This window comes from Funiculus sociatus GB2-C1, from assembly GCF_039962115.1.
GTDB classification, from domain to species: domain Bacteria; phylum Cyanobacteriota; class Cyanobacteriia; order Cyanobacteriales; family FACHB-T130; genus Funiculus; species Funiculus sociatus.
This window is the reverse complement of record NZ_JAMPKJ010000002.1, coordinates 163,636-177,269: the sequence shown is the minus strand read 5'-3', so window position 1 is coordinate 177,269 and position 13,634 is coordinate 163,636. Positions and strand designations below refer to the sequence as shown.

Annotated in this window: 11 protein-coding genes; 5 read left to right on the top strand and 6 right to left on the bottom strand. The window is 45.2% G+C overall.

Features of this window, described 5'->3' with window-relative positions:
• Positions 1-264: 264 nt before the first annotated feature.
• The 4 genes from NDI42_RS01970 to NDI42_RS01955 all read right to left on the bottom strand — a co-directional run bounded on the left by NDI42_RS01970 (position 265) and on the right by NDI42_RS01955 (position 5,603).
• Positions 265-453, bottom strand: coding sequence for a CsbD family protein (locus NDI42_RS01970; RefSeq protein WP_190455916.1), 189 nt, complete (start codon positions 451-453; stop codon positions 265-267).
• 250 nt (positions 454-703) lie between these two features.
• Positions 704-1,528: a cyanophycinase gene (locus tag NDI42_RS01965; RefSeq protein WP_190455914.1), complete on the bottom strand. Its 825-nt coding sequence runs from the start codon at positions 1,526-1,528 to the stop codon at positions 704-706.
• Between the two features lie 316 nt (positions 1,529-1,844).
• On the bottom strand, positions 1,845-3,044 hold the full coding sequence (locus NDI42_RS01960; RefSeq protein ID WP_242017666.1) for a response regulator: 1,200 nt from the start codon (positions 3,042-3,044) through the stop codon (positions 1,845-1,847).
• Positions 3,045-3,380: 336 nt separating this feature from the next.
• Positions 3,381-5,603 carry an ATP-binding protein gene (locus NDI42_RS01955; protein WP_199311181.1) on the bottom strand — a complete coding sequence of 741 codons (2,223 nt, stop codon included), beginning with the start codon at positions 5,601-5,603 and terminating at the stop codon, positions 3,381-3,383.
• Positions 5,604-6,355: 752 nt separating this feature from the next.
• On the opposite strand from NDI42_RS01955, the gene NDI42_RS01950 reads away from it, so the two are divergent.
• The 5 genes from NDI42_RS01950 to NDI42_RS01930 all read left to right on the top strand — a co-directional run bounded on the left by NDI42_RS01950 (position 6,356) and on the right by NDI42_RS01930 (position 12,154).
• The gene (locus NDI42_RS01950; protein WP_190456033.1) at positions 6,356-7,483 is read left to right on the top strand and encodes a HetZ-related protein 2; all 1,128 of its coding nucleotides are present in this window, start codon (positions 6,356-6,358) and stop codon (positions 7,481-7,483) included.
• Between the two features lie 403 nt (positions 7,484-7,886).
• Positions 7,887-9,056, top strand: coding sequence for a GspE/PulE/PilB domain-containing protein (locus NDI42_RS01945; protein ID WP_190455912.1), 1,170 nt, complete (start codon positions 7,887-7,889; stop codon positions 9,054-9,056).
• Positions 9,057-9,347: 291 nt separating this feature from the next.
• Positions 9,348-10,031: a Crp/Fnr family transcriptional regulator gene (locus NDI42_RS01940; protein ID WP_190455910.1), complete on the top strand. Its 684-nt coding sequence runs from the start codon at positions 9,348-9,350 to the stop codon at positions 10,029-10,031.
• 109 nt (positions 10,032-10,140) lie between these two features.
• Positions 10,141-12,006 (top strand): M61 family metallopeptidase, encoded by a 1,866-nt coding sequence (locus tag NDI42_RS01935; RefSeq protein ID WP_242017664.1) that lies wholly within the window; start codon positions 10,141-10,143, stop codon positions 12,004-12,006.
• Positions 11,987-12,154, top strand: coding sequence for a hypothetical protein (locus NDI42_RS01930; protein ID WP_190455907.1), 168 nt, complete (start codon positions 11,987-11,989; stop codon positions 12,152-12,154). The genes NDI42_RS01935 and NDI42_RS01930 overlap by 20 nt, the downstream gene beginning before the upstream one ends.
• Before the next feature lie 107 nt (positions 12,155-12,261).
• Here the strand turns inward: NDI42_RS01930 and NDI42_RS01925 are convergent, their stop codons facing one another.
• Positions 12,262-12,951, bottom strand: coding sequence for a TIGR04283 family arsenosugar biosynthesis glycosyltransferase (locus tag NDI42_RS01925; RefSeq protein WP_190455905.1), 690 nt, complete (start codon positions 12,949-12,951; stop codon positions 12,262-12,264).
• Positions 12,952-12,988: 37 nt separating this feature from the next.
• Positions 12,989-13,603: a TIGR04282 family arsenosugar biosynthesis glycosyltransferase gene (locus NDI42_RS01920; protein WP_190455904.1), complete on the bottom strand. Its 615-nt coding sequence runs from the start codon at positions 13,601-13,603 to the stop codon at positions 12,989-12,991.
• Positions 13,604-13,634 lie beyond the last annotated feature (31 nt).

Genomic DNA, 13,634 nt, shown 5'->3' with positions numbered 1-13,634 from the left:
TCTCCGGTTATCTAAACACCCTTAAAATTTGGAGTTTCGGTTATTTTGAACCTAACCCTATTCTGTTGCATTTTCAGCTATCGCAGGGCATACTCATTCTGAGTTACGTTCCCATACTATCCCAAAGCCTCATCTTGCTTGGGATAAAGCTCTTAACCAACAGATGAATTGTCAGAATCCCTTAGCAAAACCTAAAAAACCCGTCTTCTCAAAGAAGACGGGTTTTTTGGATTTGGTTTTATCACCTGATATTGATTAAAAAACCTAAGCGTTATCTACAATCTGTTTTGCTTTATCTTTCAGGTCTTCTTTAAGGTGTATTGCCGCAGCTTCATCCTGCTTCACTTGCCCTTCTACTTGGTCTTTTTGGTCGCCTGTCACATGACCAAGTGCTTCTTGAGCCTTACCTTCAAGGTTTTTAGCAACTGCTTCCGCTCTGTTTTCAATGCTCATTTTTATTTTTCCTTAACAATAGTAAGTTATTTTCGATACCCTATTTTTAGTATTGAATTTTACTAGAAGAAATCACCTCCCTCGGAGGGTAGATTATAGAATAGCTACGGGTTGGTTAATAATCCCACCCGTAGCTATAGCAATCCTAAATAATTCCTGAACCCCTCTAGGGACACGGCACTGTCGTGTCCCTACACTAGGGTGAATACTCGTTCACAACTTAAATAGGATTGCTATATCCTACTTTTTCTTAATCAAGAATTGGCTTGCGAGTTTGCAGGTCAAATTTGTAACCGTGTGGAAGAACATGAAGCCTAGCTCCGCAAACTGCCAAAGCCTCATCCTTTAATATTTCACCCACGTTGCTGTGTGTAATGCCTGACTCATCGACAATAGTGACAGCGCCTTCCCCAATCACTTCAAACTTGTTATCGCTGATGGCGATCGCTGTATTCTCGTCAATACCAAAACCCAAGACAGCAGGCTGCTGGGCCAAAGCTGAAATTAAGCGTCCCATACGACCGCGCTGCAAGAAATGCTGATCAATCACTACCCCAGGCAGAAAGCCCATACCGGGGCCCATTTCGACAACATTAACGCGAGGATTTGTCTCTGAATCTCCTTCAATAATCATGATATCTGGCATCATGGCAGCGCCTGCGCTTGTGCCTCCGACCACGATTCCTTCAGCGTATCGTCTGTGAATCGCGGCATCGACTTCTGTACCCTTAAGATTGCTGGTGATGCGAGCCTGATCGCCACCCGTAAAAAATACGCCAGTAGCTTTCTCAATAGCTTCTAACGCTCTAGGGTCACTTCCGTCGTCTCGATGAGCCGTGTCAATGATTCTTACGTCATCAACTCCCAGGCGTTCAAAGACTTCGGTGTAGGTACGTCCGACTTCATCAGGTAGCCCTGTCGCTACTGTCATAACGACAATCCGAGCCTGGGTACCGCCAGCGCGGCGAACGAACTCTCGAAGAATCGTGCAATCTCCTTCTTTATCTTCCGCTCCCCCGATAATTACCAATTGCCCACGGGCATTAGTCACGGGTGTGGTTTCTCCGGTTTCCATTTATTTAAATCCCAGGTATCAATGAGGGTATGAATCGCTGTTTTTGACATAGAAATTCCCAGGAGGTATAAAAACTCCTAGGAAATAGGATATTTGTCAGATTGGCTGTCCTTGTTAATTACTTTACCTAACAGTCGGTACTGAGACTTCTTTCTATGGATATAATTCTCAGCCTGTCTGTGTTGAAAATTACATTTTCTTTTTACATGAGGATTGGAAAAAGGCAAAAATCAAAAGGTCAAAAAAACTTTTTTCTTCCTGCGTCCGGAGCCACAAGCATCCCACTTGTAAATCCCCTTCTCCACAGTTTCTTCAATTAGTAGAGTAACTTTGCTTCGTCCAATACAGGAGTTTGGGTGCCGAAGACTTCGTAGAGGTCAATCCCTTGCTGCTTACCACGAGGTATTGCGCGGTCAATCCATCGGCATCTGAATAACTCTGGTTGACTTAGCTGGGCGATAACGGCATCACTAGCAAGAATTTCACAGCTGTAGACTTTTGTCAATTCTTCTAGACGAGCGGCAGTATTTACCACATCACCAATTACTGTAGAGTCCATGCGATGATCTGATCCTACTGTCCCAATCATCGCAGTGCCTGTGTGAATTCCTATACCAATGCGAAGTGGCTCATTTAAGTTGTACTGTTCGCGATTGGCGTTAAACTTATTTAGACTGTGTATCATCGTCACCGCAGCGGTGAGGGCATCCTGTGAGTGGTTTCCAGCGCGGTCAAAGACAGCCATGATCGCATCTCCCAGGAATTTGTCAATAAAACCATGATTGGTAGCGATCGCGCTATTCATCTGGGTATAGAAAGCATTCAGCCACTCAAAAGTTTCATTCACTCTTTGAGATTCAGTGATGCTTGTAAATCCCCGTATATCGCAAAACAAAATAGTTAGTTCTTCTTGTCTGGCGTTTCCCAGCTGAATTGATTCTACCCCTTTGGGTGCAATGCGTCTCAAGAATTGATCTGGCACAAATAACCGCAGCTTCTCTGAAAGATATTGATTAATCTCCCATGCAGCTGATATTTGCCCCTTAATTTTTTCTTTGACTTGTTCTTCGATTCTTCGCTCTTGTTGTTGCGAGCGCATCTTGTTCAATCGCAATGTACTAGATATTTTCTTGATTAATAAATTACTTTTTATCGGCTTAGTAAAATAATCATCTCCCATCATTTCCAAGCCTGTTAACCGGGAATCTTCATCATCCAAAGCCGTCAAAAAAATTATCGGCACCGTTTGGAGATTTTGATCTTCCCGCAACCGACGGCAAACTTCAAAGCCCCCCATTCCTGGCATCATTACATCCAGCAAAATCAAATCAGGCCGAAAATCTTGCACAATTTCCAATGCTTGAGAGCCGGATGATGCCACAAGAGTTTCATAGCCTTGTGAGTGCAACAACTCTTCTAGCAGTAATAAATTATTTGGCTCATCATCAACTAATAAAATACGCGGCAGGGGCTTTGTCATGGGATTGACAATAGATAGAGCAAGTGGCGCCGTCATATAAAACTGCTTCTCCTAGCAACGATTACACTCGCGCCTTATTTTTGACTTGAGTAAATCTACTTAAAACAGTTGTCTGACTTAAGTAATTTTAGTTGGATGCCCCTGACCAATCTTCAGCTTCCTGAGATATTCTCAGTACAACCACGTAGATAAATGCTTTATGTGGCTGCTGTGTCGGAAGATATATCTGAATCTTCTTAACACATTGAAACATACGCAATTGGCGATGACAATTAGTCATCAGATAGAAAGAAATTCAACCCCTTTAAGGGGTTGAACTTTTTGGGAGTGCTGTTCAATAACTGTCCGAAAGCGGCTAAAGATGTTTTGTCACTAATTCTGAATAAAAGATCGGACGGTTGTAATCACAGTATCCAGGTCTAAGGGCTTGCTAATGTACCCGTCGGCACCAGCAGCCAAACAGCGATCGCGATCGCCAGACATTGCCATCGCCGTCATCGCAATTACGGGGACAGACCTCCATAAAGGGTGAGCCTTGAGTTGACGCATAATTTCAAACCCATCCACACCCGGCAGTTGGATATCCATGAGAATCAAGTTAGGTAGCGATCGCGCCAACACATAAGGAGATCGCATCGCCTCCAGCATTGTGCTACCGTCATAAATTAACTCAACCACATAACCTTCTAATTCCAACACATCTGAAATCAACGCCTGATTGAAGGCATGATCTTCCACCACTAAGATCCGTTTGGTATCCCTTGCAGCTAGATTAACATCGCCGTGAGTTCCTACAAAAAATGAAGACGGCGACTGTTTAACTGGCATTGGTACTGGCGCGGCTAACTCCTGCGGCACATCAGCTATCGGCAGCCATACTCGAAACGTACTGCCTCGATTTACCACCGATTCTAGAGAAACAGTGCCGCCGTGGAGTTCCGCCAACCGCTTAGTTAAAGCCAAACCCAGCCCGGTGCCTTCATGTTTTCTGGTTAAGGAAGCATCTATCTGCTGGAAAGGTCGAAATAGCAGATGCCACTTATCTTCAGGAATTCCGATACCTGAATCGGCTACTTCAAAACATAAGTAAGGGGTAGTGGGATTAATCAAACTGCGTTCTGGGCGAAATTCTTTTGCTAACTCGGCTCCATAAGCCAATCGCCCACTCAGTTTAATTTTTCCTCGATTTGGCGTAAACTTAACAGCATTGGAAAGCAAGTTAATCAATATTTGGCGGACGCGACGCTCATCTAGAGAAACTTGACCCAGGGAATATTCGAGTTCCAGCGATAGGGCGATTTGCTTTTTCTCAGCACGAGGCTGAATCATTTTCAGGCATTGATTGCACAATTCTGGGATGCAAACTGGCCCAAGGTCGAGTTCTACCTTTCCAGCTTCGATTTTCGATAGATCCAGAATGTCATTAATCAATTGCAACAGGTGTTGACCACTTTCTTCAATCACCCGCACGTAGTTCGTCTGACGCGGGTTCAAGGTTCCAGCGATTTGTCGGAGCAATAGATCGGAGAATCCCAGAATGCTGTTGAGGGGGGTTCGCAGTTCGTGGGACATAGAAGCGAGAAACTCAGACTTGAGTTGAGAAGCCCGTTCTAAATCCTCGTTAATTTGGCGCAAGTGTTCTTCAGCCTGCGCCCTTTCAATCGCAACGCCCAGTGTACGACAGGCTGCTAAGAGCATATCTTGTTGGGGAGCGTCCTGAAGTTTCTGCTGACTGCGAGACTCCAGCGTTAACACGCCAATGATGTTGCCGTTGGCGGCAGGAATCGGAAAAATGCCTAGTTGACCAATCCCTGGATGGCGAAATCCAGGTACTGCTTGGGGATGGCTTTGATAATCGTCAATAAATAGCGGCGATCCTGTTTCTACTACTTGCCACAGTAAGCCCTGACCGTAAGGAATCCCTTGATTCAGCAGGGCTTCTATCTCGGCAACTGCTGGTACCCCGTAGGTGGCAATGAACTGGCTGGAAATCTCATTTGTGAGCATACTGGCTCTCGCGTCCCTGCCTTGACCGATAATCACTTTGACATCGCCGAAGGCAGCGCCCATTGTTGCCACTAGGTAGGAAAGTGCAAATTGCCCAATCTCCCCCAACTCACTGGCTGGCTGTAGCCGTTGCGTCATTCCCTGCAAAAAGGTTAAACGCCTCACCTCGGCATTTAAACGTGCCTGGGATTGTTGATAACCAGTGACATCGCGGAAGGTAAACAGCCGTCCGCCATCGTTGGTTAAGGTGGTGTAAACTTCGAGGCAGATGCCGTTAGCTTGCTCTATGTAAAGGGAAACATTCTCAGTGTCTGGTCTGTTTAGGGCAGATGCGATTTGCTCGCGCTGCTGTTGCGACCAGTAGCCCTGTGCTACGACTTCAGCGAAGACATCATTACAATGTGGCTTACTAGCAAGCGTGTCGTCAGAAAGCCCCAAAATTTCGGTTAATTTGCGATTAAACAATACCAGGTGATGGCAGCGATCAAACAATGCGATCGCATTGTCTACTTGATTCAAAATCAGTTCTTGTTCCTCCTTTAACTGCTGCAAAGTAGCGATCATCTGCTCTGGCTCTATTGTTTTCATCAAGAAGGAAGGGATTAAACTTTATTTATTTAAATTAACAAAATTTAACACCTTCCTTGAGTGAGGCAAATAACGCATTAATTGTGATCTTAGACACATGGGGATTGGGGAATTGGGGAATTGGGGATTGGGAATTGGGGATTAGGGATTAGGAATTGGGAATTGGGAATTGGGGATTAGGAATTAGGAATTGGGAATTGGGAATTGGGAATTAAGAATTAGGAATTAGGAATTGGAAAGAATCTTCCCCAGTCCCCAGTCCCCAGTCCCCAGTCCCCAGTCCCCAGCCCCTAGTCCCCAGTTCCTAGTCCCCAACTCCCTATGTAAATATTTGTAACTTGTGGCGTAATTTTTTAACTCCTACCTGAGAAGTCAATTGAGGTGCAAAAGTTGGCTGTTGGTAGTAGAATCAGAAATTACCCCTACTCCATTCGACGCATACTTTTAAAACCTCAGACTTAGTGATAGCAAGCCAAAAGGCTTGGGTGTTATGATCTCAAGCACTTTGCCTTGAGATCGTCATCTCAGTCGCTTGTTGTTCTTCGTCAAATCTTTGGGTGGGGTGAGATCACTTCTATCCAAAGGTAGACATGATGAAATAAAGAGCAGTTAATACTCAAATGGGTTGGCGTGAAATGAGGTTTGTAGGGCAAACTTTAGATCAGGAAAGTGAGTTTGGTGTCGTTCGTCCTACGTCCGGATTCCAAACTCATGAATTGAAGACTCAAACGACGCTGGGAACTCAAAACTCCATGTCATCGGCTCAAGAAATAGCACAGAATTGGCGAAAAGAGCTGGCATCTGACTGTCCTGAATATAGCGCAGCAACCCACGAAAGTATTATTAGCTGGCTGATGGGCGAGGACTTAGAGCGTTTTGAAACGTTTAACCCAACTCAGATGACAATTGCTAAGCAAGCGATGGAATATCGCTATCGCATTTTACGGCAACGTTATTTAGGAGTGGGGCCAGAGCGTGCCTATCGCAACTTGACTACGCGGCTGGGCAGTTTGGTGTTGTTGAGGAATAAAATCCGCACTTGGGTGGCTTTGTCGCGCGATCGCCAGCGAGCAGTAGCAGATGTGTTGCAGGAAGTAATTCAGGAATTACTTCATAGCGATCGCTACATTCAACAACAAATTACCTGGATTACCAAATGTACCGAAGACACTCGTCTTCGTAACTCCCTGCTGATGAGCAGCATTGAAGAATATTGCCTTAGACCGATTCGCAACCAGCCGCTGTTAGTGTACAGGTTTGTTAACTATCTGCGTCGATCTCAGCGTGGCGGCATGACTCACGTCCCGGATGGAGAGTTAGTGCGACTGGTTTCTGAGGAAGTGACGCCGGATGAAGCAGACAATCCGGTGAGTTTACTAGACGCGCAAGCGGTTTCCCAATACCAAGAAAATCAGGCAATTGAAGAACAAATGTCCATGCGGACAGCTGTTAAGCAGGAATTTAGGAGTTATTTAACTGAAAACGTCAGTAAAGAAGCTGCTGCATGGTTAGAGCTTTACCTGCAAGGAAAGTCTCAAGAAGCGATCGCCAGCGCCTTGAACTTGCAGATCAAAGAAGTTTATCGTCTGCGGGAGAAAGTCAGCTACCACGCGATTCGGGTTTTTGCCATCAAAACTCAGCCAGAGCTAGTCGCAAATTGGCTACAAACCTCTGTACAGGATAGCTTTGGGCTGACACTCACCCAATGGCAGCAATTGTGCGAAAGCGTTACCCCGGTAAGTCGCCAGCTAATTGAGCTGTTGAAAAATGGTAAATCAATGGAAGCGATCGCGGCTGAGTTGAACATGAAAAGCCATCAAGTTATGGGAGAATGGAGCAAACTATACTTAGCCGCTCAAGCTTTGCGGAGCGATCCCTGAGCCGTGCCGAAAAACACTGGCATTCTCTCCCTATAGTCTTAACGAAACTATAACTATTGACTGGTTTATTGACATTAAACCGCTAATCAATCGCGGTAACTCCATCGAAGGTGCATCTAAGATATTAATCAGGACTTAGATATTTGGAATAGGGACTAGGGGCTAGGGAGGAAAAATTCTTTTTGCCTTTTGCATAAGAACCTTTTACCTTTGTCTTTGCTTTTTTTCCAATCCAATACGGTCTGCTTAAGAATAGTTGTAGGTTAGTCCCTTGGCACCTCACTCAACAGGCATATAGCATTTGTTGGATGAGGTGCTATCCCAACAAATCGTAGGGTTTGGATATTTGGCTTTCAGTGAACCGTGTTGGTTCTCCAATCCCACCTTCGATAGATGTAAACAAATGTTTAGACTGATTGACAAGCTCCTGCCCTTTGAAGCCTGTCTTTACTATCAAATCTTACCCCTAGCCGTTGAAGGCAGCTGCCTGAAACTGGGCATGGTGCATCCAGACGATACCGCCACCTTAGACTACCTCCGCCGCATCCTGGCTTACCAGAACTACTCGCTAGAAATTCAGGTAATAAAAGCCGAGGCTCTACAGGCAATGCTCAGCGCCTACTTGAAAAATACCGGAAATTCTCAGCAACCAGCTCAAGATGCCCAAACCCCAACTCCGGCAACCAAACCCTCAGGCAGTCGAGTTGGTGAGGAAAAACTGCACAAAAAGTCTGATCGGATAAATCGGGACACTCTACCAACCTTGATTGTGGATAGTCCACAGGAGTTGATACAGGAAATCAATAGCGCAAACGCTCAACCTGCTTCCGGGCCAACTCAGGAAAGACCGACTGGAAAATCAGATTTAAAGCGCGACAACAAAGACACGGGCGCTAGACAAAAGACACCCGTTAGTAAAGAGCGAGTAGCGGGCGCATACCCTTCACCCCATCAGGTTTATGATTCTACAGTTTTAACAACTCTTTCGCCGCAGCAGCTCCTTAAAGAATTGCTGCGGCGGGCGTTGAGCGGGACAATTGATCGGATTGATTGCGAACGCCATCTGTATGAAGGTAACATTCTCTGTAGTCGAGATAACGTCTTACATTGCGCGATCTCAGGGCTGCCTCTGCCCGTTTTGCAAGGAGTTATCGACGAGCTAAAGCGGATAGGAAGCTTACCTTTAATGCCAGTCCAACAGCATCAAAAGGTTGAGATTGAGCGATGTTATCAACAAGAAAGTTTGTTGCTGCGCTTGCAGATTATGCCTTCCCAGTATGGAGATGAGGCAACCCTGCAAGTGTTTCGGGGAGAAGCTTTGAAGGCTTATAAGCAGCAGCAACTCTCAATTCTGTGGCGGGAAGCTTTGAGTATTGGGGAGAAACTTCAGCGCAAGGTGAATCAAATATGCGATGTCTACGGCTCAGACTCCTTGCAGGGCGCTTCATCCGATCCCATGCCGAACAAAGAAGCCCTCAATCACCTGCTAAAAAGCGTTGAGCAACAGCTCTCAACCCTCAGTCCGTTGCCAAGCGATCGCAAACACGATGATTCTGTTCGCGTTAAGGGATAAGATGGCTCCTCGGTAATGATAATCTAAGCGTAGGAGAAGCTTTTTCCTCAAGGCTCAAGGAAGGATGAAAGCCGAAAGCTCAAACCAAGGCGGATGAGATCGCGCGTTTAGCCCATCGCTGCTATAGGAATGAAAGGCAGGCTGTACGGCGACTACAAAAGCCTATATCAAAGAGAGTACCTATTGCGGTAGGGTATTATCTAAGCTAAACAATGAAACGATTAATAGCCCATCCTAGATAATAGTATTTTCAGAAGTTAAATTAAAATTTCACACCTTACACTTCCTTTCATGCAGACCAAAGCTTTTTCTGAGCTTTTCCCCTTATTTAACACTGCCGCTCCAGAGACATTAGAATGGCTTTTGTCTGTTGCAGTCGATCACGAATACCCATCAGATAGAGCTGTTTTGATGGAAGACGCTTGGGGCAATGCAGTTTACTTTTTAGTGTCAGGTTGGGTAAAAGTACGTCGTCTCTCTGGGGAAGATGTCGTTACCTTGGCGATATTGGGCAGAGGTGATTTTTTTGGGGAAATGGCAATTCTCGATGAATCTCCCCGTTCCACCGATGTAATTGCTCTCTCATCAGTAGAATTGCTCAGTGTCTCCGCCCAGCGGTTTATTCAAACTCTTTTCAAAGATCCGCAATTGCATCACCGAATGTTGCAACTGATGGTGAAGCGTCTGCGCCAAACTAACTTACGATTTCAAATGCGCCATCAGCCGCCAGCTGTGAAATTAGCCAATACTCTAGTGGGTTTGGGAGAAAACTATGGCGAATCCACTGAGACGGGAACAGAAATCTTTAATATCCCCTTTAAAGATTTGGCTAATGTCACAGATATCAGCGTCGAGGACACGACAAAAATTATGGGGAAACTGGATAGTAAAGGCTGGATCAAGATCAATCCGGCACGTCAGACGCTACATTTAACTAACCTCAAGCAACTAACCCATCTGGCGGGACGAATTTAGGTAGTACTCAGGTAAGAGTGGGAAAGTGGGATTGGGATTCCACCTTCCCACGCCGACGGACAACTGGCTAATCGCTACATTAGTTAATAGTTCCCCATAAAAATTAAAAATGACACAAGCAACCGTTGTTCGCGATCGCTATTTACCTCAGACCGCACCAAAAATTCATTACCTGGTGGCAATCCGCGAACCCGAATCCCATTTATTTGAGGTATCTTTAACTCTACGGGACTGGCAGCTACAGGTTCTGGATTTAAAAATGCCTGTGTGGACTCCTGGTTCCTATCTGGTGCGCGAGTATTCCAAGCATCTGCAAAATTTTTCTGCTTATTCCGGCGACCAACCTCTGACGTGGCGCAAATTAAGTAAAAATCATTGGCAAGTAGACACAAATGGTGTGTCAAAAGTTACAGTAAATTACCGTGTATTTGCTAACGAGCTAACAGTGCGGACAAATCATCTGGACGCAACTCACGGCTATTTTAACAGCGCAGCCTTGTTATTTTATATACCAGAATTTGAGCAACAACCAATTCTAATTACAATTGTGCCGCCGCGCCCAGAGTGGCACATCACAACACCCTTACAAGTTGCATCTGATTTGGAATTGCCGATTTTAAATTTTGGCTCCGGGGATGTTCGGCAAAAATCAGAAAGTGCCGAATCTAACCAGGAATCTGATTATCCAAAATCGACAATCGACAATCGAAATACCTTCCTGGCTCCTGATTTTGACACGCTGGTAGATAGTCCCTTCGAGATTGGGACTCATCAGTTGTATCACTTTGAGGTTATGGGAAAACCCCATGAATTAGCTATCTGGGGAAAGGGTAACGCGGAAGCAGAGCGAATGATTCCGGATATCCAGAAAATTATTGAGGTGGAAGCTCAACTGTATGGGGGTTTACCTTATGACAGATATGTGTTTTTGCTGCATCTAGCTTCTACGGGGGCTGGTGGCTTGGAACATAAGAACTCTTGCACCTTGAATTACCACCGTTTCGGGTTTCGCGAACCGGATAAGTACAATCGCTTCATGCAGTTGGTGGCGCATGAGTTCTTTCACCTGTGGAACGTTAAGCGCATCCGCCCGAAAGCGCTGGAGGTGTTTGATTATACCGGAGAAAATTACACGCCTTCTCTGTGGTTTAGTGAGGGGACGACGAGTTATTACGACTTAGTGATTCCGTTTCGGGCTGGGATATATGATATTAAGTCTTTCTTGAATGAGTTGGGTAAGGAGATTACCCGGTTACAAACAACACCGGGGAGACGGGTGCAACCCGCAAGCGAGTCGAGTTTTGATGCTTGGATTAAGCTTTATCGCCCGGATGCTAATAGTGGAAATTCTCAGATTTCCTACTATTTAAAGGGGGAAATGGTATCATTTTTGCTAGATTTGCTGATTCGAGCGCGTCATGAAAATAAGCGATCGCTTGATGATGTGATGCGGCAAATGTGGCAGCAATTTGGGCAAGATGAAGTCGGTTTTACTCCAGAAGAGTTGCAGCAAGTAATTGAATCGGTTGCTGAAACAGATTTGAAGGAGTTTTTTGCTCGATACGTTGACGGAACCGATGAGCTACCTTTTGATGAGTATTTGTCACCTTTTGGCTTGCGCTTGGTTGGGGAAAAAGAGGAACCAGTTGCTTACCTGGGGGTGACGGCGAAGACAGAAAACGGGCGGGAAATGCTCAAATTTGTGGAGGCGGGTTCTCCGGCGCAGTTAGCCGGAATTGATGCGGGAGATGAGTTGCTGGCGATAGACGGTTTTCGGGTGACGGCGCAAAATTTGAGCGATCGCCTGAAAGATTACAATCCAGGTAACACTATCCAAGTTACAGTTTTCCATCAAGATGAACTCCGCACAAGTCTGGTGACTTTGGCAGAGCCTCGTCCGACTTCCTATAAAATTGTCCCAGTGGAGTCTCCAGACGATACCCAGAAACAAAACTTTGCTAGGTGGCTGGGTTGAGGCGTTAAAATGCGCGATCGCTCTTTCAAGTTTTGCAGAAGATGATGAAAGTGCGATCGCGTTTGGTAAAGGTAATTTGGTTGATATTGGCTCGGTTCAAGATTTAGCGCAACGGCAGCAAAATGTCAATCTATTACTACGCCACTAGGTTAGTTGCCGGGGCTGTTGGTGGTGGGGCTGAAATTCCCATAAATCCCTATTATGGGTATTAAAAATCCTAAGAATAATAACTGAAAACCTAGAAAACTTCTCTACTTACTTCCTAGTGCGATAAAATTCTGCAAGTCGAGAGGGGGAAAATCCCAGGAAATAACCAATAATTACAATCTGATTAATTAAGGTAGTTTTTAGCACCCCAAGTTTTTGCCAACGACGTGCAGAAGTCAACACGGAAGCGGGGACAAGAGTAACATTTCCCAAACGTCGCAGGCGAAGGATAAATTCAAAATCTTCCATAATTGGGAGATTGGGAAAACCCCCAATCTCGTGAAAAACCGATGCTTTCAAAAAGATTGCTTGATCACCGTAGGGTAGATGCAAAAAGCGCGATCGCCAATTTACCATCTTTTCTACCAGACGAAGCGATCGCATCCGTGCATCAATCTTCAACTCAAATGCACCAGCAATTGTTCCTCTTTCAGCTAATGCTTGGCGAACCATAGCATCGAAACCAAAAGGTAAACGACTATCCGCATGAAGAAATAGCAGAATATCCCCTGTAGCAACTTTAGCACCCACATTCATTTGGCGATCGCGACCAGCAGCAGTAGACAGAACTTGTACACCCAAAGATTTAGCTATAGCGACAGTTTCATCCTGACTTCCCCCATCCACCACAATCACTTCCACATTTGTCGTCTTTTCAAAGCTTGCTAAATTTAATCTAATTCGGGAAGCCTCATTTAAAACTGGAATAATAACCGAAATCCTTGGTGCTTCTGTCACTCATGACTCCTAACTCTAGACGCGATATATCGCATCTCTACAATTCAAAATTTTTAAGTTGTGCCAAATCCTCTGGACGGTCAATATCAGCCAGAGGTGGAAGATAAGCTATACTCAAATTCATAGAGGACGCGATCGCTATAGTTTTTGCCAACACATCCGAAGTTCCCCAAGGAATTTCCGCAAACAGTTGGGGAAAAACCCGACGCAAACCTATTAAATAATATCCTCCATCCAACGCTGGCCCCAAAACCAAATCGTGCAGAATTAGCCCATCAAACGCTTCTGACATAATTTTCGCACTCAAATCGGGGCAATCAGTGCCAATAATCAAAGCACCCTCTATCCCGTTACTAAAAGCACCATCAAACGCCGACACTATCCGCAACCCTAAATCTCCATCAACTTGAGGCTTACAGACAAAATCAGCCCCTAGCCAGTCTTGCATCAGCTGTTGACTACCGCCAGAAAAATAAACTTCCACACTCGTAGGACGTTCCCCCTGGAGTTCCCTAACCCGTGAAAGAGTATATTCAGTTAACTGACGATGAAGATTTGCCGCACCTTGGGTTCCCAAAGCCGGAATTAATCGAGTCTTCGCTTTTCCCGGTTCTGGATAGCGAGTAAAAACAATTAAACACTCTTTACTCATTTTTCCGATTTTAGCTAAAGCGTAGTTGGGT

Excerpts from the sequence above, each read along its gene's own strand:
- NDI42_RS01970 (WP_190455916.1), bottom strand. The coding sequence starts at position 453 with ATGAGCATTGAAAACAGAGCGGAAGCAGTTGCTAAAAACCTTGAAGGT.
- NDI42_RS01965 (WP_190455914.1), bottom strand. The coding sequence starts at position 1,528 with ATGGAAACCGGAGAAACCACACCCGTGACTAATGCCCGTGGGCAATTG.
- NDI42_RS01960 (WP_242017666.1), bottom strand. The coding sequence starts at position 3,044 with ATGACGGCGCCACTTGCTCTATCTATTGTCAATCCCATGACAAAGCCC.
- NDI42_RS01955 (WP_199311181.1), bottom strand. The coding sequence starts at position 5,603 with ATGAAAACAATAGAGCCAGAGCAGATGATCGCTACTTTGCAGCAGTTA.
- NDI42_RS01950 (WP_190456033.1), top strand. The coding sequence starts at position 6,356 with ATGTCATCGGCTCAAGAAATAGCACAGAATTGGCGAAAAGAGCTGGCA.
- NDI42_RS01945 (WP_190455912.1), top strand. The coding sequence starts at position 7,887 with ATGTTTAGACTGATTGACAAGCTCCTGCCCTTTGAAGCCTGTCTTTAC.
- NDI42_RS01940 (WP_190455910.1), top strand. The coding sequence starts at position 9,348 with ATGCAGACCAAAGCTTTTTCTGAGCTTTTCCCCTTATTTAACACTGCC.
- NDI42_RS01935 (WP_242017664.1), top strand. The coding sequence starts at position 10,141 with ATGACACAAGCAACCGTTGTTCGCGATCGCTATTTACCTCAGACCGCA.
- NDI42_RS01920 (WP_190455904.1), bottom strand. The coding sequence starts at position 13,603 with ATGAGTAAAGAGTGTTTAATTGTTTTTACTCGCTATCCAGAACCGGGA.